The 19827-nt window shown below is 45.8% G+C and carries 18 protein-coding genes and 1 riboswitch; of the genes, 3 read left to right on the plus strand and 15 right to left on the minus strand.

The features are described 5' to 3' along the window. Nucleotides 1-14 precede the first annotated feature (14 nt). From BM095_RS04565 to cobJ, 15 genes are all read right to left on the minus strand, one after another. On the minus strand, nucleotides 15-1100 hold the full coding sequence (locus tag BM095_RS04565; protein ID WP_322787593.1) for an NAD(P)H-dependent flavin oxidoreductase: 1086 nt from the start codon (nucleotides 1098-1100) through the stop codon (nucleotides 15-17). 158 nt (nucleotides 1101-1258) lie between these two features. Continuing rightward, nucleotides 1259-1729 carry a precorrin-2 dehydrogenase/sirohydrochlorin ferrochelatase family protein gene (locus tag BM095_RS04570; RefSeq protein WP_091658167.1) on the minus strand — a complete coding sequence of 157 codons (471 nt, stop codon included), beginning with the start codon at nucleotides 1727-1729 and terminating at the stop codon, nucleotides 1259-1261. A 14-nt stretch (nucleotides 1730-1743) separates the two neighbouring features. Next, nucleotides 1744-2679 carry an ABC transporter substrate-binding protein gene (locus BM095_RS04575; protein WP_091658169.1) on the minus strand — a complete coding sequence of 312 codons (936 nt, stop codon included), beginning with the start codon at nucleotides 2677-2679 and terminating at the stop codon, nucleotides 1744-1746. Nucleotides 2680-2688: 9 nt separating this feature from the next. Next, on the minus strand, nucleotides 2689-3723 hold the full coding sequence (locus BM095_RS04580; protein ID WP_091658172.1) for a FecCD family ABC transporter permease: 1035 nt from the start codon (nucleotides 3721-3723) through the stop codon (nucleotides 2689-2691). Then, complete coding sequence (gene cobA / locus BM095_RS04585; protein WP_091658175.1) at nucleotides 3713-4504, minus strand: uroporphyrinogen-III C-methyltransferase; 792 nt, start codon at nucleotides 4502-4504, stop codon at nucleotides 3713-3715. Before cobA ends, BM095_RS04580 begins: the two co-directional genes overlap by 11 nt. Beyond that, nucleotides 4501-5880, minus strand: coding sequence for a cobyrinate a,c-diamide synthase (locus BM095_RS04590; protein ID WP_091658178.1), 1380 nt, complete (start codon nucleotides 5878-5880; stop codon nucleotides 4501-4503). The genes cobA and BM095_RS04590 overlap by 4 nt, the downstream gene beginning before the upstream one ends. Continuing rightward, nucleotides 5870-6982 (minus strand): cobalt-precorrin 5A hydrolase, encoded by a 1113-nt coding sequence (locus BM095_RS04595; protein ID WP_245757810.1) that lies wholly within the window; start codon nucleotides 6980-6982, stop codon nucleotides 5870-5872. The genes BM095_RS04590 and BM095_RS04595 overlap by 11 nt, the downstream gene beginning before the upstream one ends. Continuing rightward, nucleotides 6975-7766: a precorrin-4 C(11)-methyltransferase gene (cobM, locus tag BM095_RS04600; RefSeq protein ID WP_091658183.1), complete on the minus strand. Its 792-nt coding sequence runs from the start codon at nucleotides 7764-7766 to the stop codon at nucleotides 6975-6977. The genes BM095_RS04595 and cobM overlap by 8 nt, the downstream gene beginning before the upstream one ends. Then, nucleotides 7763-8491 (minus strand): precorrin-2 C(20)-methyltransferase, encoded by a 729-nt coding sequence (gene cobI / locus BM095_RS04605; protein WP_091658186.1) that lies wholly within the window; start codon nucleotides 8489-8491, stop codon nucleotides 7763-7765. The genes cobM and cobI overlap by 4 nt, the downstream gene beginning before the upstream one ends. Then, nucleotides 8491-9696 (minus strand): precorrin-6y C5,15-methyltransferase (decarboxylating) subunit CbiE, encoded by a 1206-nt coding sequence (gene cbiE, locus BM095_RS04610; protein ID WP_177194690.1) that lies wholly within the window; start codon nucleotides 9694-9696, stop codon nucleotides 8491-8493. The genes cobI and cbiE overlap by 1 nt, the downstream gene beginning before the upstream one ends. Further along, nucleotides 9693-10817: a cobalt-precorrin-5B (C(1))-methyltransferase gene (locus BM095_RS04615; protein ID WP_091658191.1), complete on the minus strand. Its 1125-nt coding sequence runs from the start codon at nucleotides 10815-10817 to the stop codon at nucleotides 9693-9695. Before BM095_RS04615 ends, cbiE begins: the two co-directional genes overlap by 4 nt. Continuing rightward, a complete protein-coding gene (locus BM095_RS04620) occupies nucleotides 10798-11472 on the minus strand; it encodes a precorrin-8X methylmutase (RefSeq protein ID WP_091658194.1) in 675 nt (224 codons plus the stop codon). The genes BM095_RS04615 and BM095_RS04620 overlap by 20 nt, the downstream gene beginning before the upstream one ends. Further along, the gene (gene cobK / locus BM095_RS04625; protein WP_091658197.1) at nucleotides 11472-12245 is read right to left on the minus strand and encodes a precorrin-6A reductase; all 774 of its coding nucleotides are present in this window, start codon (nucleotides 12243-12245) and stop codon (nucleotides 11472-11474) included. The genes BM095_RS04620 and cobK overlap by 1 nt, the downstream gene beginning before the upstream one ends. A 14-nt stretch (nucleotides 12246-12259) precedes the next feature. Continuing rightward, nucleotides 12260-13105, minus strand: coding sequence for a sirohydrochlorin chelatase (locus BM095_RS04630; RefSeq protein ID WP_091658199.1), 846 nt, complete (start codon nucleotides 13103-13105; stop codon nucleotides 12260-12262). Nucleotides 13106-13117: 12 nt separating this feature from the next. Next, nucleotides 13118-14737 (minus strand): precorrin-3B C(17)-methyltransferase, encoded by a 1620-nt coding sequence (cobJ, locus tag BM095_RS04635; protein WP_091658201.1) that lies wholly within the window; start codon nucleotides 14735-14737, stop codon nucleotides 13118-13120. 239 nt (nucleotides 14738-14976) lie between these two features. Continuing rightward, nucleotides 14977-15173: riboswitch (cobalamin riboswitch) on the minus strand. An 848-nt stretch (nucleotides 15174-16021) separates the two neighbouring features. Between cobJ and BM095_RS04640 the strand changes: the two genes are divergently transcribed. From BM095_RS04640 to BM095_RS04650, 3 genes are all read left to right on the plus strand, one after another. After that, nucleotides 16022-17389 carry a sigma-54 interaction domain-containing protein gene (locus BM095_RS04640; protein WP_091658204.1) on the plus strand — a complete coding sequence of 456 codons (1368 nt, stop codon included), beginning with the start codon at nucleotides 16022-16024 and terminating at the stop codon, nucleotides 17387-17389. A gap of 220 nt (nucleotides 17390-17609) precedes the next feature. Continuing rightward, entirely contained in the window at nucleotides 17610-18386 is a 777-nt protein-coding gene (locus BM095_RS04645) for a 3-hydroxybutyrate dehydrogenase (RefSeq protein WP_091658207.1), read from the plus strand. A 37-nt stretch (nucleotides 18387-18423) separates the two neighbouring features. Next, complete coding sequence (locus BM095_RS04650) at nucleotides 18424-19707, plus strand: GntP family permease (RefSeq protein ID WP_091658210.1); 1284 nt, start codon at nucleotides 18424-18426, stop codon at nucleotides 19705-19707. The last annotated feature ends 120 nt before the right edge of the window (nucleotides 19708-19827 follow it).

The following is a 19827-nucleotide window of genomic DNA, read 5'->3' on the forward strand; positions in this document are numbered from 1 at the left end:
ATCTATGGATAATGCTACGAATTGCTAAGTCTTTGAACTGTGTCTTTTGCTTCTTCCATTACTCTATTTATTAATTCAGCGGCCGTGGACGGTTCAGCAAGCCGCGGACTTTGCCCTGACCACAAAGACATATAGTCTGTATTCAGCTCTTCTCCTGCTATTTTTCTCATATGTTTTGTTAATATATTTTGGACGGGAAAACCAGGTAGTTGACTTTCTATGTTCCGGCTGTTTGCGATAAACGAATTTTGTATCCCGCGTGCCCATTTTCCAGAAAACGCACGCGTAAGTACTGTTTTCTCTTCACTAGTTTCCATTACTGCTTGTTTGTGAGCAGAAGATGCTCCGCTTTCTGTACAGGTCAAAAATGCAGTCCCCATTTGTACTCCTTGGGCACCTAATGCAAAAGCGGCGGAAAGTCCTCTTCCATCCATAATCCCTCCAGCGGCGATCACAGGAATATCTACGTGATCAACAGTTTGAGGAATCAGCGACATGAGACCGATCAAACTGCCTTCATGGTCGTTAATAAAGTTACCACGATGGCCACCCGCTTCACTGCCTTGCACAACGACCATATCTAGACCAGCCTCTTGAACGGCTAAGGCTTCCTCCACTGTGGTAGCTGTCCCAATTAATATGATGTTCTTTTTTTTCATTTCAGTAATCACATCATTAGGGGGCAGACCAAAAGTGAAAGAACAAACAGGGAGACGTTCTCGTATGATGACGTCCACTTGTTCCTCAAATGCTTGCCATCTATCTTCTTCCGATGGAATGGTTGGAGCTGATTGCTTTTCAATACCTAGCTCTTCTCGTACCCCTTGTAAAAAGTGATCTGCTGTTTCCAACTCTTTCCCGGTAACTTCGACTTCTTCCGGCACAAACAGGTTCACGCCAACTGGTTGAGTAGTCTGCTTTCTTACCTCTTGTACTTGTTGTTTCATTTGCTCGGCGGACAAGTAGCCGGCACCGATCATTCCAAGTCCGCCATGATTGGAAACGGCAGCTACGAGCTCTGGCGTGGAAATACCGCCGGCCATCGGTGCTTGAATGATTGGATATGTTATATTCAGTAGCTTCGTTAATTCAGTTCTCATCATCTTAACCCTCTCTTTAAAACTTATATCCTTCTATACTTCTTGTCGACTCCTTTTTATTCCTTTGTTTCTATGCTGATTGTTGTCATGATAATACATAAATAGAGAAAACCCAGCCGCTAGCAGATTGCTAGTGACCGGGCTTCTATTCTTTTAACTTATTCATGTCTATCTTTAGTTTGTCTCTCTTTTAACCATTCTTCCAGTTCTTCTCTTAGCACTTTGGCGCGAGAAGGATCTTTTCCTTTCGTCGAAATGGCGATATGTATCTCTTCCTCTTCAACAGAAGCCGGGAAGGCCACATTTCCGATAGCTGGCTGATCGGCTCCATTTACGAGCTGATCGGGACGGACTGTTTGCGATATAATGTGTTGCGCTTCTGAGCTTCCGGAAGCAGAAACGGTAAGAAAAGCATCGCGTATATGCTCCGGATCTAACTTTCCTTCCATCCAGTCAATCGTTCCTTCCTTATACATCTCGTAAAGAGGAGATACTATATGAGGCGCTACCACGATAACATTCGCAGCGGCCGCTGTCAGCTTTCTCGCTTTTCTCAGCGCTACATTTCCTCCGCCTGCGATAACGACCTTTTTATCCGTTACATCCAAGAATAGTGGAAAATTAAACATTAGACATCACCGCTTTAATTATACAGTCCCTCCACTACTTTTTGAAAGGCTTCAGGAATCCGAATCCCTTCCGAAGCCTCTGATAAAGGAATCACCGTGTATTCCTCATTTTTCACAGCTGTCGTATGCTTCATGACCGGATGTTTCTCAAGAAATGCCTTCTTATCTTCTGTGCTCGTTTCTCCATAATCGATAATGATGATTTCATCCGGGTTTTCACGGCCTGCATCTTCCCAGCTGACAGAAGCCCAGCCTTTCTCTACGTCACTAAATATATTGTCGGCGCCCGCTGTTTCAATTAAGGTATTTAACATATTCTGAGCTGCGGTGTAAGGAGCATCTTCTCCACTGTCATACACAAATACTTTTTTAGGCTCCACGTTCTTTGGAATCTGCTGTTTTGCTTCATTTATTTCGGCCGTCATTTCTTCAATTAATTGATCTGCTGCTTCCTCTTCTTCAAATAGTGTTCCTATATTGCGGATATCACGAAAAAGGTCTTCCAATTGTGGATTCACCATGTTCGATGATTCCTGCAAATAGCTGGCAATCCCGTATTCTTTTAATGCTTGACGGTTGCCGGCGGCTTCATTTTGAAAAGCACTTTCCCAGCCAGCATAAATAAAATCCGGCTCTACCGCTAAAATACTTTCTTTGGAAGGATCAGTATCCGACAACACAGGGACGCTTTTGTACGCTTCTTGATAATCAGGGTGAATGCCATCATCTAAGTAAGCAGTACCTACCATGCGATCTTCTAATCCAAGCGCAAGCATGATTTCGGTCACATGCTGATTCATCGTTATCGCTCGTTGGGGTGCTTGTTCCACGATGACGGTTTCTTCCCCGTTCTCCACCTTTATTTTATGTTGTGCCTCTTCTTCTGCTTTACTCTCTCCTTGACACGCGGCCAGCAAGAGACAAGCGAAAAAGATAAGTAGTTTCTTCATTTCTTCCTCCTAAATAGAATAATTGCTTTTTCGCAGCAGCCAAATGAAAAACGGGCCGCCACACATGGCCGTTATGATTCCGACCGGTAATTCTTCAGGGGCAATGACAACTCTGGCTGCAATATCTGCTGCTGCCATAAATATAGCTCCGAGCATGGCACTTGCCGGGAGCAGCACCTGGTGGTTCGCTCCTACGATCATCCGCGCCATATGGGGAATCATTAAGCCAACGAAGCCGATCGCTCCACTGACTGCGACGAGAACTCCAGTAATCAAAGCCGTGACCACAATGAGTAACAGCCGGTAGGATGCGATGTTCAGGCCTAATGAGCGAGCTGTCGAATCATCTGTTACAAGAACATTCAAGGAACGATACGAGGATTGTAAAAATATATATCCCCCTGCAACGGACACTATAGGAATCCAGAGCTGCTCTAAAGTAGCTCCAGCCACACTCCCCATAATCCAATACAGAGCCGTTTGAATCCCTTCTTTGTGAGGGTTCGTGGAAACTAAAAAGCTAGTAACCGCACTAAGCATCATTGAGACAGCAATGCCAGATAATAAGAGCCTGGTTACAGATATACGGAATCTCTCCTGAGCTAACAAATACACTGCAATCACCGTTAACAAAGCCCCGATAAAAGCGGCTCCTGATACAGCGTACGTTCCTAAAAATGAAAAGGCTCCTGCCAAAATAACAAGCGTAGCACCGACTGAAGCTCCTGATGAAATACCTAATATGTAAGGATCAGCGAGCGGATTTTTAACGAGGGCCTGGATAGCTACGCCGACGATCGCGAGCCCTGCACCGACAGCTAACGCTAAAACCGTTCGCGGCAACCGCAAGCTCCAAATAATTTGTTCGGTTGGAGTCAAATTGCTACTCCCCCCGCCTTGTGCCATATTAAACAGTAAATGCATAACATCGCTGGGCGGGATAGAGGCTGAACCGAGCATTAAAGACGCGAGAATAACAACTAGTAACAGAATAGATAGTGAGAAGAAAAACAACACATAGAAGCTCGTTTTTTTATGTTTCATTCCCTAGTTCCGCCGGTTTTCTAAATAAATAATCCGCTTCTTCCGTAAACCAATTCATTTCATCGCGAAGATGAACCACGTCCCCGACAATGACAATGGCCGGGTTCGAAATTCCTCTGTTTCTGACCTCTGAGGAAAGAGTGCGAAGAGATGCTGTTACGGTCCGCTGCCGTGACGTCGTTCCCCATTCGATAACCGCCGCCGGCGTGTTGGCTGCTCTCCCACTGTCCATTAATTGATTGGCAATCGCGTCTAACTGATTCATCCCCATATAAAATACGACGGTATCAATACCAACGACTAAAGCTTCCCATTGTTTCTTGTCTTTTTCATGAGGGAGATGACCAGTTACAACAGCAAAAGAGCCTCCGTAATCACGATGGGTGACAGGAATGCCAGCATAAGCAGGAGCAGCAATTCCCGCCGTCACTCCTGGAATGACCTCAAACGGAATATCAAGAGAAGCAAGATAAACAGCCTCTTCCCCACCCCGTCCGAAAACGAAAGGATCGCCTCCTTTCAGACGAGTCACCACTTTCCCTTCCAACGCTTTTTCTCCAAGCAGTTCATTGATTTGTTCCTGGCGGAGCGTATGGTTTTTAGGAAACTTTCCGCAATAGATGAATTCCGCATCCGGTTTGCACTCGTTCAGAATCTCTTGATTCACGAGCCGGTCATAAATAATGATGTCTGCTGCCCGAATTGACTCTAATGCCCGAATCGTAAGCAGTTTCGGATCGCCGGGTCCTGCACCTGTTAAAAAAACATATCCTTGTTTCATCTAACCGCCTCCATGCTTTTCTTCCATTGCCACGCTTGATGAACCAATCGTTGGGCAACCTGAGGGTTCGATCCAAAATGGAGGTGTATGTAGGAGGCTGTAATATTGCCCTCGCTGTACCCGCTTGGACCAGATTTCCTCAAAGCTTTCACATCATAAGCAGCTTCAACTTCTCCTGTGAGGTCTGCCGTCGAATAGTGAAACTCATGCCCTTTTGCTGATTCACCCTTTCGTAAAATAACCGTATCCTTATACGCCGTCACTTCCCGGTATCCTAAGGCGGCTCGTCGGTCTTTCATGGTAGCTACAGCTGGAATGAGACCGAGCATGTCATGAGACGAACCATCTGTCTTTACCAATTCCTCCATGAAGAACATATAGCCCCCGCATTCCGCATACATTGGCATACCTTCTTGTGCCGCCTTGCGAATGGAATGTTTCACTTTGAATTGAGCAGCCAATTCCACCGCGAACTCTTCTGGAAAGCCGCCTCCAATATATAATGCATGGCTTTCTTCCGGCAGCGGTTCTCCTGCCAACGGACTGAAGTAAATCAACTCTGCTCCATTTTCCTCAAGCAACTCAAGATTTTCAGGATAATAAAAATTAAAAGCCGCGTCCTGGGCGACAGCGATAGTCGCTTGTTTTTCCGCCGAAGGGTCATAAATATTAGGCTTCGGAAGAACGACGGCTTGTCTCGCAATTTCTTGAATAAGTTCCAAGTCAACGGTTTCTGCAACTGTTTCACCAAGTTTTTCAAAGAAGCTATCTAGCTCTCCTCGTTCTATGGCAGGAATTAATCCGAGATGACGTTCGGGAATAGAAGGAACGGCTCCTTTCAGCAAATAACCGACAACTGGAATACCGCACTCTTTTTCAATTGCCTTTTTACAAAGTTGGTAATGTCCTTCACTGCCGGCCTGGTTCACAATCACCCCACCGATCTCTACTTTGGGGGATAACAACTGAAAGCCTTTCACAATAGCGGCGGCACTGCGGGCCATCGCGCCGATATGGACGACGAGTATAATGGGGGACGCTAGAATGTTACTAATTTCTGCGGTGCTCCCCACATCAGACTCGGGGCTTTTTCCATCATACATTCCCATCACACCCTCGATGATAGAAATATCAGCATCTTCACTGCCACGTTGAAATACATCGAAGAGAGTACTTTCCTCCAGCATCCAGCTATCCAAATTACGTGACGTTCGGTTCGTAACCGCCGTATGATAGCTAGGATCAATATAGTCCGGTCCGCATTTAAATCCTTGTACAGCCAAGCCTCGCTTTTTAAAAGCTGCCATCAAGCCGATGGAAACCGTTGTTTTCCCAGTACCGCTGCCCGTACCTGCAATAGTAATTCTAGATCTCATGTTCACTCCCCCTCGTACCGAATGATTCTTGAATGGCAATGGATATGGTCACATTCCCTGACTTTTCTTTCTCTAGCAGTAATCGTTCATTTCCTGAAGATAGAACAGCTGCTGGTTCACTGACTCCGTACGCTCCTGTGTATTTGTACACGACATCGGAAGGATTTTGTATGGGGGCTTGATTTAATTCATCCGGAGAATAATACACAAATGGCCAACTGTTTTTCTCGCATACTTTTAAAAGGCCTTCTTCATCCTTTTTTAAATCAATCGTAGCCACTTGTTTGACGGATAAGCGGTTAATTTGCAGGCGTTGTAACGTGGATTCGATAACAGCCTCTATTTCATCCGCCTCCGTCCCCCGGTTGCAGCCAATTCCAATATGAACGACTTTTGGACGGTAAATCATGCGGACTTCCGGGAGGCTTTCTTTATCTGTCGCTGTCAAATTCCGATGTGTGATAACGAGAGCGGCCTTAACATCTAACTCTTTCGCTTCCTCTGGTGAAGATACGACAGTCATGTGTCCTGGCAGGTCTTTGTCATACGTCCACCAATCTTTTTCTCCTGACTCCTGAACAATAACGAGCGGCTCTTCATTAACAACGGCAGCGCTAGCTGGGATCACCTGTTCAAAGTCTTCCGGTACCCAACCAAATGCTCTGCCGAAAATATCCACTGGAATGGTTTCTTGAACATCAGATGCCGTCGTGATCACCGGAGTGGCGTCTAATTGGGAAGCAACTGTCTTCGTTAAGCCGTTAGCTCCCCCTAAATGTCCAGATAGTACACTGATCACAAATTCTCCACGGTCATCAATAACTACAACGGCTGGGTCTGTCTTTTTATCCTTCAGTAAAGGACTGATCATTCGAACGACTGCTCCGAGCGAAATAATCATAATGATCCCGTCATATTTTTCGAAATAAGAAGGGAGCTGTTTTCGGACGGAGCCTTCGAAAAGAGTAAAGCCTTTTTTCTCTTCATCTCCTTGTTCAAACTTCTTCATATAAAAGATGTCGGTTCCGGGTAAGGCTTTAGCAAGACGACGAACGAGTGAGACACCATGCTTCGTAATTGCCACTGCAGCGATGTTATTCATGGACAGCCGCTCCTTTTCGGTAACCATGCGTAAATGTCTTATCATACAATTTGGATTCGAACGTTCCCTTTTCAATAATGCTTTCATCGGCCGCTTTACTAACAATCACCATCGCTTGTTTCGTAATTTTATGCTGCCGCATCGCTTCATGAAGCGTGCCTAATGTCGCACGAACTACTTTTTCGTCAGGCCAGCTTGCTTTGTAAACAACGACGGCCGCATCGTTTTCATTCCAGCCTGCTTCGATGAACTCACGAACTACTTTTTTAATGAGGGTAGCACTTAGAAACAATGCGATACTACATTGATGAGCGGCTAAGTCGGCGAGCTTTTCCTTTTCCGGCATCGGGGTACGCCCTTCCGCTCTCGTCAAAATAACCGTTTGTGTTAATTCAGGTACGGTCAATTCGATACCAGCACTCGCCGCAGCTGCGAAAGCAGAACTGACCCCCGGAATTATTTTCGCTTCCACACCCGCTTCCGTTAGCTTTTTCATTTGTTCTAAAATGGCGCCAAATACAGAAGGGTCTCCCGTATGTACACGAGCGACTCGCTTTCCATCCTTCACAGCGTCCACCATAAGGGCTACGATTTCTTCCAAGTGCATACCCGCACTTTTTTTCACAACGGCTTCCGGCTTTACATGTGTGAACAGTTCGGGATTTACAAGTGAATCTGTATACAATATAAGGTCGGCCTCTTCAATCAATCGTTGACCTTTTACTGTAATCAACTCTGGGTCCCCCGGCCCCGCTCCGATAATATGGACGAGCGGCTGTGTCATACGACCACCTCTTTCTTTTCCTGCCTGACCATCATTAACGTCAAATATTCGAGTTCTGCCGTCTTTAACTCGTCTACATTTCTCCAAATCCATTCGTCTTCTGATGTCACTTTCGTCGCTACCGCTGCTGACTGTGCCATCCCCAACTCTTCTAAAAGCTCTATCATCATCGGAAGAACTTTCGCTACTTTTATGAAAACAACCCCGTCATGTTGTAAGAGAGCTTCTTTCATTTTCTCCCGGCCTTCGGTGGCTGGGATAACCGCCGTCCACTCATCTCCATCAGCAAGTGGGATCATAAGTTGGGAAGCCACAGCCGTTACAGAGGAAATTCCCGGTATCGATGATATGTCTACGTCTGGATATTTCGCTTTCATTGTCTTCCATAAATGAATGAAAGTACTATAGAGCATCGGGTCACCTTCCGTAACGAATGCCACCGTTTTCCCTTGGCTGACATGCTCATATATTTCTTCTGCAATTCGGTTCCATTCCCGCTCCAAGACGTCTTTCTCTTTCGTCATCGGAAATACAAGTCCTAGACTCTCTCTTATTGCTTGTTCATAGGGTGCAATGATTTTTTTCGCGTAGCTGTCGGCGCCTCTTCGTTTTTTCGGATAAGCTACCAAATCGGCTTCTTTTAAAGTCCGGTATGCTTTTATCGTTAATAGCTCCGGATCTCCCGGCCCCACTCCTACACCGATCACCTTTCCTAATTGTGCCATCAAGTTTCCTCCTTTTTTGAAGCTGTCATAATATACACCGGGTTCAACCCTTCAAATCGTGTCATATGTAAAATAGGTTTGCTGCGGGCAAGATGGGACATGGTTATCTCTACTTCACAGTCCAGTTGCTTGAATAGGCTCATTGCCTCGTGTAACGTTTCAATGGTCGCCGCATTCAAGACAATTCGTCCTCCTAACCGCAGGCGGTTCACGCAAATCGTGAGAAGTTCCCGGATGTTACCTCCCGTGCCCCCAAGAAAGATGGCATCAGGGTCCGGCCATTCATCGAGATATTCAGGTGCTTTCCCATGGTATAAATTCAGATCCGCGCGCAGCTTATAGCTGTTTTCTCGGGCAAACTCGACATCATCCGCATTCTTTTCAATGGCATACACTTCTCCTTCTGAAGCCATGTGTGCTGCTTCAATCGCAACCGAGCCGGTACATGTTCCTATATCCCAAACTGTGCTGTCTTTCTGAAGCTGCAAAGCGGCCAAGCTGAGAACACGTACTTCTTTCTTCGTGATCAGCCCTTTATCTGGCTTTCGCTGCATAAACATATGATCTGGGTAACCGAGCGGCTGCTTTTTTCTTCGATGTTCTGTTTTTAAGATCACAACATTCAATGGATCTGCTTCATATTCGAAGGCTTCAGGAAGGGAAAGCCAGGTTACTTTTTCTTTTTCACCTCCTAATACTTCTGCGATACACATGCGGTATTCGTCCATTCCGAAACGATCCAAGTAACGAGCAATCACCGCTGGGGTATTTTCTTTATCTGTGAGGAGACACACTTTTTTCTTGCCGTCTATCCGTTGTGCCAATCCTTTCAGCGAGCGGCCATGCACACTGACAAACGAAGCATCATGCCAGCTTTCTTTTATTTTTGCAAATGCGAGCTGAATCGAACTCATCGATGGGTAAATATGTACCTCTGGCAATTTTTTCGCTAAATAAGCACCAATTCCGTAAAATAACGGATCTCCGGAAGCAAGTACGACAGTGTCTTTTTCATCCTCCCGCCATGCGTCAATGGTCTTTCGTAAGCCTCCTTCGAGGACGACTTTTTCGCCTTTATATTCAGGAAAAAAAGCAAGCTGCCTGTGACCTCCCGCCAATCGACTGCTGTTCATAATCCACTCACGATACGTCGGATGCAGCGCCTCTCCTCCGTCTTCTCCAATCCCAATTACCTTAATCGTCATGATGATTTCCCTGCCTTCTGTTCTTCCACCTCTCCGTATACAGCCCGTCCAAGCAAATCATTTTTCATTGTCATTAATATCACTTCCACTTCCAATCCTCCCCCTGCATGGTCATAACCGTTTTTCGCAGCCCGTTCACAAAGCAACGTAAAAAAGTCATCACACCCAGCTTCGTTCAAAATATTTCCCACTTCGGATGCGGTGTTGGCGTTTTCCACCTGTTCCAAGAGAGAGTGATCCGCACCAGCCTCTGCTGCCAAATCTCTAAGAAACTCGAAATCGACAGGCGCGCTGCGGGAGTGTGCCATCATAATACCTTGCGCTACTTTCGAAAATTTCCCCATCATCCCGACGAGAGTGGCTCGCTTTCTCTTCTTACCTTTACATTGCTTCAGGCTAAAGCCGACAAAGTCTCCCATTTCCACGAAAGCCTCTTCCGTAAGCTCTGGAAAGAGTGTCATGGCATATTTCTCACTTCGACCGCCAGTAGAGAGAATAATGTGGTCACAGTCACTTTCAGTTGCAACACTGACTGCTTGCGCAATGCTCGCCCGAAACGCTGCTGTGGAGAAAGGAACGACCGTCCCCCGAGTGCCAAGAATGGAAATGCCACCGATAATTCCTAGTCTCGCATTCATTGTTTTTTCGGCGATTTCCTCTCCTTTTGGCACGGATATGATGATTTCTGCTCCACGATGTTTCGTTTCTCCGAGAACCTCTTCTGCCATGTCTTTGAGCATTTTTCGAGGAACCGGGTTAATGGCCGCTTCTCCAACAGCTATCGGAAGCCCTGATTTCGTTGCGCGGCCAACCCCTTTTCCCCCATCGATGACAATGTTATCGTTCCAGCGTACTGTCGCTTCGATCTCTGCTAAGTGAGTAGCATCCGGATCATCTCCAGCATCTTTTATAATAATGGCTGTCGCTTGATCTTCCTTAAAGGAGACTTTCTCCATATGAAATGTCACACGATCACCAATCGGAAGAGTGATGTCCACTTCCTTCACTTCTGTTTGCGAGGCTAAACTCAGTAAAGCCGCCTTTGCTGCAGCTGTTGCATTCGCACCTGTCGTGTACCCATGCCGTAAATCTTTCGGGTCTTTAGGTGGTTTCTTTTTCATCGTGTTTCACCTGCTCTTCGGCAATTCGAATCAGCGCATTGACGGCGGCTACAGTGACCGGGCTTCCTCCCTTTCTTCCAAGGTTCGTAATAAAAGGAATATCAAGCTTTGCTAACTCCTCTTTTGATTCCTGAGCAGATACGAAACCGACCGGCATGCCGACGACAAGGCCTGGCTTCGCCTCCCCGTTTTTCACAAGTCGAATCAACTCAAGTAAAGCCGTGGGGGCATTTCCAATCGCAAAAATACCACCGTCTGCTTCTTTGATCGCTTTTCTCATGGAAATAATCGCTCTTGTCGTATTGAGCCGTTTCGCTTCCTCCATGACGTCAGGATCTGATATGTACACACTGACATCACCGCCAAATGCTTTCAACTTCGGCTTACTGATCCCGGATTGAATCATTTGTACGTCTGCTACGATGTCCTTACCGGCTCGAATGGCTGCTACCCCCGCACGGACGGCGTCAGGATGAAATTGTACACTTCGCCCCAGCTCAAAATCGGCAGAGGCATGGATGACCCGTTGCACCACTGGATACTGTTCAGCGGTAAAAGAATGTTCACCCAGTTCTTCTGTAATCATCTCAAAGCTTTTCCCCTCAATTTCAACAGGCTGTACGGTTAATGGTTTAAACTCTGTAGAAAAATCCATTACACTTCCTCCTCCAATAAGGCCTCCAATTGTTTTACAACTTCTTCCGCATCGGCTGTCTTCATTCCGTAAGAAATGTTAGGCCGTTTGATTAAAATAACTTCCAGGCCCAGCTCTAGGGCCGCTGTAACTTTTTCATCAAATGATCCTTGTTTGCCGCTTTCTTTCGTCACTACCATATCGACGTCAAACTGCTTGTATAGTGCAAGATTTAATTCCTTCGTGAAAGGTCCTTGCATGGCCACTATGTTTTGCTGTTCCACCCCAAGTGCTTTGCATTTTTCCATATTTTCTATACGCGGAAGCATCCGGCAAATCATCCGGACGTGGTCACAAGGCAGAAGGATCTCCGCAAATGTTTGTAACGTCTTGCTCCCGGTAGTTAGAAATACTGTTCCGCCTTTTTGAGCAGCCGCTTTCGCTGCTTCTTCATACGAATGTACTTTCATCAGCTTTTCGTCATAGTGAGTGATGGACTCTCTTTCGTAACGGATATAAGGGATGCCGGCTTCCTCGGCAGCTGTGATAGCATGCCGGGAAGCTTCTTCCGCAAAAGGATGAGAGGCATCTACAAAAGCTTGTGCTCCTATCTCTTTTAAAACCGTGATCATGTCCTGTGACGATAATCGACCAACTCGCGCTGTCACACCACTATCGGTTAACTTTTTCGCGGCTTCCTCCGTTACGACAGATGCCAACACCTCGTGTCCTTCTTCCTTCACTCTTTTCGCCAGTTCCTTTGCATCACTCGTCCCCGCTAACATAAAAATCATTGACCTTTTCCCCCTCACCCATGACTGTGCTCGTGATGGTGGTGATGATCCAACCCATCCATATGTTCCATGGCAAACTGCCTGTACTGGCATAAATCACAGTTCAATGAAGCTGATCCAGCAAGCGCTTCCTCGGTCCGTTCTAATAGCACGCGTTCGAGACGCGGGTGAAAACCAACGGGATCAGTGCTCGCAAATTCGTTATCCGGATAGTTCTTCCGAAAAGCATCCATTTTTTCTTCGACCCGATCCATAAGAACTCCGGAAAAGAAGAGACACGGAACTAAAATGATTTTTCGCATTCCGAGTCGGAGGCAGCGTTCCACTCCTTCTTCTACGGTCGGTGTGGTGACACCAATAAAAGAGACTTCCGTCGTTTGTTGGTTCAAACGCTCCGAAACTAAACGTGACAGCTTATACACCTCGCTGTTCGTATCTGGATCACTGCTCCCACGTCCAAGTATTAATAGAGCCGTATCAGTATGTTCTTCCTCCTGCTCCCATACAGCGGTAACTCTCTCTTCCAAAATCCGCACGACTTCTTCGTGGATTCCGATGGGGCGTCCATACGTAAAATGCACGAGCGGATATTTTTCCTTTGCTTCATCGATCGCATGTGGAATATGAATCTTCGAATGCCCTGCCGGGAGAAACATGATCGGCACAAGCGCTACGCTCGTTGCCCCTTTTTCGACACATATTTCAATACCTGATGCAATATTAGGAGCTGCAAATTCTAAAAAACAAGTCTCAATAATGGGAACGTTGATTTTATTTTTTATATTATTTATAAATTGAATAGTCTCCTCGTTTCCTTTATCCAATGGGCTTCCATGCCCGACAAATAATACTGCTTTCATTTCCCCACTCCTTTACTCACATGGATTATTCACTTCTACCGGTGTGAACATCTCTTGATACTGGAAGTTTTGAATTCGTTGCACGCGTTTAAAAAACTTATAAAATCGTTCATTCGGCATTCCTTTTTCTCGATATTCGTCCACAATGCTTACGATCGTATCCATCAATCGTTCCGGTGGCAGTCCTTCCGCTACCGGCTGGCCGGTGTGAGCATTTCTGCCCATCGCTTTTGCCCCTAAAAACACGTCAAATGCCCCTCTGCGATAGACAATTCCAATATCATCAGCCACTGCTCCGTAACAAGCCATTCCGCAGCCGTTGAATCCAATCTTCATCACTTTTGGTACTTTCAAACCCCCTAAACGTTCCTTCAACTCTTCCGCATAAGGAATGCCTCCTGTTTTCTCTCCATCACAGAAGTCACAGGCTTTTACGTGTATTACGTCGCCTACCGGGGACACCAACCACCCTTCCGATTCCAATTTTCGTGTAATTTCCTGGGGCTCTTCCGTCTCGAGAGACACTCGTAAATAGTGACTCGGTGTATACGTGACTTCTCCTTGATCACCGATGATTTCAGCAAGTAGTGCTAGCTGTGATGCGTTTACTGATTTCTTCCAAACACCAGGAGAAAGAGCAAATTCAAACACAGACGTTTGCTTGAATGCAGAAGGTGCCGGTGCTTCTTGTACGGCTGTGGCGGACGTATCACCTACCATGGACAGGGCTTCATTCGCTAAGTCGGCGGTTGACTCGCGAGTTGGCTGGGGAGCTGTTTTTTTCTTTCTGTCATCCACCCCGCCGTGCATCGCCCACGGCTCGGCTTCCGGCTTCAACCGCTGCGCCGGCTTAAGTGACTGCTCATCCTCACCCAGCGTATACTTTCTTTGATAACCACGTGGCGTGATCATTTTCCCGTCATAGTAAAACGTTGAGTTGTTGCCGATAATGACTGTTGTCAGCATGCCAATTTCATAATCGAGCATGCGCGCAAGATCCGTCATGACGATATGTTCTCTCTCGCGATAAGCGCTCTTCACGAGACCGACTGGCGTTTTCGGATCTCGGTATTTCAGCAGGATTCTCTGTGTTTCTTCGATTTGACGAGTCCTTCTGCCGCTCTTCGGATTGTAAAGTGCAATAACAAAATCCGCTTGTGCTGCCGCTTCGACACGCTTTTTAATCAATTCCCACGGCGTTAAGTGGTCACTTAAGCTGATCGTACACGCGTCATGCATCACGGGAGCTCCGAGCAAGGAGGCACAAGAATTTATCGCGGATACTCCAGGAATAATTTCGACACCAATTCCATCCTCTTCCCGCCACTCTTGCTCCATCAGCACTTCATACACGAGACCGGCCATCCCGTATAAACCGGCATCACCACTTGAAATAACAGCCACTTTTTTCCCGGACTCTGCTTGCCTTACCGCTTCACGGGCTCGGCTGACTTCTTCCGTCATCCCGGTACGAACGATTTCTTTATCTTTGATCAAATGACTGACCAAATCCATGTAAGTTTTATAACCGATCACACTATCTGACTCGACAATCGCGTCCTTCGCCCGATGAGTCATATGCGCCTCATCTCCCGGACCAAATCCAACGACAAAAATTTTCCCAGTGGCCACATGATCCACCCTTTCTTTTCATTTTTTAGTGAGGGGTATAAGGGAGTGTGTCGGCTTGCCTCTTCTGAAGGAACCTAGAGACGTAGCTAACCCTTTCACAAACTTCTTTAGCAACAAAAAAAGCATCTCTAACATATTGGAAATGTTAAAGATGCTTGAACGGCTATATCATAAGACAATAAGACACTTATCGTTAAGGCCGCGCCCTTTAACACCTCCCTATGACCCCGTAGGTAAAAACGGTGTTATTGAAAAAGGCAGGTCTACTGGCTCCTGGTTTTCCGTTTGCTCTTCCTTCCCCTCGGTGATGAATCGAGAGTGGTTCAGCGAGCAAACAACCCAGTTACAGTGGCGGGACCGCGCCGGTTTTTCACCGGACTTCCCTTTTAAGAAAACAGGTTCATCTCCTGTTTTCACCTTTCCCTAATATTTTGTTGTATGTGTTTCTTCTTTTCGATTCTTCTTGTTCTAAGAATGTAGTGTCCAGATACAGGCGCCATCGGCTCGAGGTCGCTTCAACCCGCTCTGCGGCGGCAAAGCCTCCTCGGCGGGTCTCCAGCGCTTGTCGCCGATAAGCGGGCGCCTTTCGCTTTTCTTAGTTTCATCTTTCACTTTAAAACAACTTCCGACAATTGGCAATGCTTTTTTTATTCTCCTCTGGCCAACCCCTTGCCAACACAGGGAGAAAACGACTCATTCCTTTGTGTTTTTATTGACCTTCTTCTTCAATTTCTATCTACCAACGTCATTAACCAATACCTTTAGTTACTTTGAAACGTTGATTTCTTTTTTCTACGTCATTAATCACTCCGTATAACGACCTTGTTCTCCAGATCGCTCTGTCGTATGGCACTATTACCAGGATTCTGAAACGTTTATTGACCTTCTTCTTTAATTTCTATCTACCAATGTCATTAACCAATACCTTTAGTTACTCTGAAACATAGATTTCTTTTTTCTACGTCATTAATCACTCCGTATAATGACCTTGACCTCCAGACCGCTCTGCCGTATGGCACTATTAGCAGGATGCTGAATCGTTTATTGACCTTCTTCTTCAATTTCTATCTACCAATGTCATTAACCAATACCTTTAGTTACTCTGAAACAAAGATTTCTTTTTTCAATGTCGTTAACTACTGATTTCTAACCTCGCCACCCACAGGAATAACTTCTATGAACACACTGCTTATATTTTCCTCTGTATATCTATCGTTCTAGCTAATAGCAATAGCTTGTAATAAAATAATAGTATCAAGAATTCGAAGAAAGGGGGAGATAAACATGCTAGAGGAATTCGGAAAATACAGTAAACAAATCATTGAAACTATTTTGGAAAAGTCGGATTATTGGTTTGTTGTCGTGGATGACACGGGGCGGATCACCTACCTCGGTGAAAATTATAGTGAGTTTTTAGGCGTAGACCGTGAGAAAGCGATTGGAAAACCTGTGCAAGAAATCATTGAAAATTCGAGAATGCACATTGTGGTACAGACAGGAAAGGAAGAAATTGCGGATTTACAATATATTCGCGGGAATCATATGATCGCGAGCCGGACGCCGGTGTGGGCAGATGGAAAAGTAGTCGGCGCCGTTGGTACGGTCCTCTACCGTGATCCTCAAGAACTTATGAAGATGAACAGCCAAGTCAAGGATTTTCTTCTTCAGATGGATTATTACCGTAAACAACTAGAGGACAAAAATGGCGCCACCTACTCTCTTCATGACGTGGTTGGCAGTTCCACCGCATTAAATCAAGTCAAAGAAAAAATTAAAAAAGTGGCTTCCGGTGATGTGTCCGTTCTTCTGCGCGGAGAAAGCGGGACAGGAAAAGAATTATTCGCCCATAGTATTCATCAATTAAGTGAGCGGCACACGAAACCTTTCGTGAAAGTAAATTGTGCAGCGATCCCTGATCACTTGCTGGAATCTGAACTTTTTGGCTATGAAGAAGGTGCTTTTACAGGAGCCCAAAAAGGCGGAAAACCTGGAAAATTCCAACTTGCTAACGGCGGGACGCTGTTTCTTGATGAAATTGGTGATATGCCCAAAGATGCTCAAGTCAAAATCTTACGTTGCCTGCAGGAGGGAGAAGTAGAACGAATCGGATCTGTTACTCCAGAAAAAGTAGACGTACGTATTGTTACCGCTACCAATCAGCCTTTGGAAAAGTTAATTGAAGAAAATCGCTTCCGGGAAGACCTCTTTTACCGAATTAATGTCATTCAAATAGAGATTCCACCCCTTCGTACTCGTCCGGAAGACATTCGAATTACCGCTAAGTATTTGTTGCACCATATTACGAATCGAACGGGCAAACGCGTCGTCGACCTTGACTCCGAGGTGATGGAGTTTTTCACCACTTATTCTTGGCCCGGCAATGTGCGAGAGCTTGAAAATGTCATTGAATCAGCTGTCCATTTAACAAACGAAGAAATCATTACATTAGAAGATCTTCCTGACTATTTGCAGCCCGCTCCCTCCCCCTCATATGTACAGGGAGAAAGCTTAAAAGACATCCTGGAACAAGCTGAAAAACAAGCGATCCTTCAAGCACTTCAAGAAACAAATGGGGATAAATTAGAAGCCGCCGCAAAATTAAAAATTGGAAAATCAAGCTTTTACGATAAAGTAAAGAAATACCAGCTATAAATTTCCACGTCCGCGGAAAACTTTCCAAAAACCCGGAAAGTACACCATCCCTTCTCTCATAAAAAATGTTACATAACAAACCATACTCTTTCCGAAATCTCGGAAAGAGTTTTTTATATTTTTGATAAAAAATCTCGATATATCCCTTCTTACCGCTTTTCAGCAAACTGGCATAATTTTTGCTTATTAAATAAGGCATAGAAAAAAAGGAGGATGCCTTATGGTTACAAATAAAGTTGTATTTATTACAGGAGCTGCGAGCGGAATTGGATATGAAATCGGTGCCGCTTTCGCACGCAACGGAGCGAAAGTCGTTCTATCTGATATTGATCATGAAAAATTGAAAGCGGTTACCGAAGAGCTTGTCGAGCAGGGGTATGAGTGCGTTGGCTTACCTTGTGACGTCACGAAAGAAGAAGACCTGCAACAAGCGATCGATCAAACGGTCGAAACATATGGACGACTCGATGTGTTAATCAATAATGCTGGTTTGCAGCACGTCGCTTCGATTGAAGAATTCCCAACTGAAACATTTGAATTGATTACGAAAGTGATGCTTGTCGCTCCTTTCATGGCTATTAAACACGCCTTTCCGATCATGAAAAAACAAGGCGGCGGCCGTGTCATTAATATGGCTTCCATTAATGGCCTCATTGGTTTTGCCGGAAAAGCCGCGTATAACAGTGCCAAACACGGTGTTATCGGCTTAACAAAAGTGGCTGCTTTGGAAGGGGCAGAGCACGGAATTACGGTGAATGCGATGTGCCCTGGCTATGCGGATACACCGCTCGTTCGGAACCAAATGGAAGACTTAGCGAAAAATCGTGGAGTTTCCGTTGAAAAAGCATTAGAAGAAGTCATTTATCCCCTCGTCCCACAAAAGCGCCTCATCGGTGTGGATGAAATTGCTGATTATGTAATGTTTTTAGCAAGCGAACAAGCGAAGGGAATTACAGGGCAAGCTACGGTTCTCGACGGCGGCTACACGGCCCAGTAATTGACGAACCGGGATAATTTGAAAAGGAGGAGTTTGCATGCTAGGCATCATTTTAGGCCTGATTGTATTGATGGGGCTTGCCTACCTTGGCTGGTCAATTATCTGGGTCGCTCCTATTGCGGCCGGTGTCGTCGCATTGACGGGAGGCCTTGACCTGCTGGAAGCCTACACAGACACCTATATGAGTGGCTTTGTCAACTTTGCAAAAAGCTGGTTCCCTGTCTTTATGCTTGGTGCTATTTTTGGAAAACTGATGGAAGACACAGGCATGGCAAGGTCTGTAGCTGTTGCGTTCACAAAAGTAATTGGCACGAAACGAGCCATTTTAGGCGTTCTCGTGTCCTGTGCCGTTTTAACATATGGAGGCGTTAGTTTATTCGTTGTTGTTTTCGCTGTTTACCCATTGGCTTTAACCTTATTCCGGGAAGCAAACATAAGCAGGCGTCTTATTCCCGGTACTGTCGCATTAGGAGCCTTCACCTTTACGATGACAGCAGTGCCGGGCACCCCTCAAATTCAAAACCTGATTCCGACGGAGCATTTCGGCACAAACGCAATGGCAGCCCCAATCATGGGAATCGTCGCCGCCATCGTCATGGCTGTAGGCGGGTATCTTTACTTACGTTGGCGTGAAAAGCAATTAACAGAAAAGGGAGAAACCTATACAGAACCGAAGGATAACAAAATATTTGATGTAGAAGGCGACACACCGCATTTTGTCCTTTCTCTTCTTCCTTTGTTCACTGTTCTCGTCACTTTAAACCTATTCGGCTGGGATATCGTCGTCGCTCTTATTTCAGGAATCGTTCTCATCATGTTATTAAACCTTTCAAAATTCAAAGGATTCGTGAATTCGATTAATGAAGGAGCAGGCGGTTCTGTTATTGCGATCATTAACACGAGCGCCGCTGTCGGCTTTGGAACCGTCGTGCAAGTCGTTCCTGGGTTTGAACGACTCACTGCCCTATTAATGGGTATCCGTGGCAACCCATTAATCTCTGAAGCGGTGGCGGTAAATATTTTAGCTGGAGCCACAGGATCTGCTTCCGGAGGAATGGGAATTGCTCTCGAAGCCCTCGGTGCCCGTTATTATGAAATCGCGATGGATACCGGCATCGATCCTGAAGCGTTTCACCGCGTCGCCTCACTAGCATCCGGCGGACTCGATGCCCTGCCGCATAACGGTGCAGTTCTCACGCTTTTGACGATCACAGGAATGACACATAAAGACAGCTACAAAGACATCTTTATCGTAGCTGTCCTGATCCCCGTTCTCTCCGTCGCTGTCGCTATTCTTCTCGCATCATTCGGTATTTATTAGGATAGCCAAAAATGAAAAGCGGTCACTCGTTAGGATAATAGGTTCTCTTTAAGAGTGCAAAACAGGAAATAGCAATAGGGTGCTAAATCGCAATGATTTTCGCACCCTATTTTTAAGTGT

Source organism: Alteribacillus iranensis, assembly GCF_900113025.1.
Lineage (GTDB): Bacteria > Bacillota > Bacilli > Bacillales > Marinococcaceae > Alteribacillus_A > Alteribacillus_A iranensis.

Bases quoted from the DNA above. Each gene is read 5' to 3' on its own strand.
- BM095_RS04565 (WP_322787593.1), bottom strand. From the start codon at position 1,100: ATGAGAACTGAATTAACGAAGCTACTGAATATAACATATCCAATCATT.
- BM095_RS04570 (WP_091658167.1), bottom strand. From the start codon at position 1,729: ATGTTTAATTTTCCACTATTCTTGGATGTAACGGATAAAAAGGTCGTT.
- BM095_RS04575 (WP_091658169.1), bottom strand. From the start codon at position 2,679: ATGAAGAAACTACTTATCTTTTTCGCTTGTCTCTTGCTGGCCGCGTGT.
- BM095_RS04580 (WP_091658172.1), bottom strand. From the start codon at position 3,723: ATGAAACATAAAAAAACGAGCTTCTATGTGTTGTTTTTCTTCTCACTA.
- cobA (WP_091658175.1), bottom strand. From the start codon at position 4,504: ATGAAACAAGGATATGTTTTTTTAACAGGTGCAGGACCCGGCGATCCG.
- BM095_RS04590 (WP_091658178.1), bottom strand. From the start codon at position 5,880: ATGAGATCTAGAATTACTATTGCAGGTACGGGCAGCGGTACTGGGAAA.
- BM095_RS04595 (WP_245757810.1), bottom strand. From the start codon at position 6,982: ATGAATAACATCGCTGCAGTGGCAATTACGAAGCATGGTGTCTCACTC.
- cobM (WP_091658183.1), bottom strand. From the start codon at position 7,766: ATGACACAGCCGCTCGTCCATATTATCGGAGCGGGGCCGGGGGACCCA.
- cobI (WP_091658186.1), bottom strand. From the start codon at position 8,491: ATGGCACAATTAGGAAAGGTGATCGGTGTAGGAGTGGGGCCGGGAGAT.
- cbiE (WP_177194690.1), bottom strand. From the start codon at position 9,696: ATGACGATTAAGGTAATTGGGATTGGAGAAGACGGAGGAGAGGCGCTG.
- BM095_RS04615 (WP_091658191.1), bottom strand. From the start codon at position 10,817: ATGAAAAAGAAACCACCTAAAGACCCGAAAGATTTACGGCATGGGTAC.
- BM095_RS04620 (WP_091658194.1), bottom strand. From the start codon at position 11,472: ATGGATTTTTCTACAGAGTTTAAACCATTAACCGTACAGCCTGTTGAA.
- cobK (WP_091658197.1), bottom strand. From the start codon at position 12,245: ATGATTTTTATGTTAGCGGGGACGAGTGATGCAAAGGAACTGGCGAAA.
- BM095_RS04630 (WP_091658199.1), bottom strand. From the start codon at position 13,105: ATGAAAGCAGTATTATTTGTCGGGCATGGAAGCCCATTGGATAAAGGA.
- BM095_RS04640 (WP_091658204.1), top strand. From the start codon at position 16,022: ATGCTAGAGGAATTCGGAAAATACAGTAAACAAATCATTGAAACTATT.
- BM095_RS04645 (WP_091658207.1), top strand. From the start codon at position 17,610: ATGGTTACAAATAAAGTTGTATTTATTACAGGAGCTGCGAGCGGAATT.
- BM095_RS04650 (WP_091658210.1), top strand. From the start codon at position 18,424: ATGCTAGGCATCATTTTAGGCCTGATTGTATTGATGGGGCTTGCCTAC.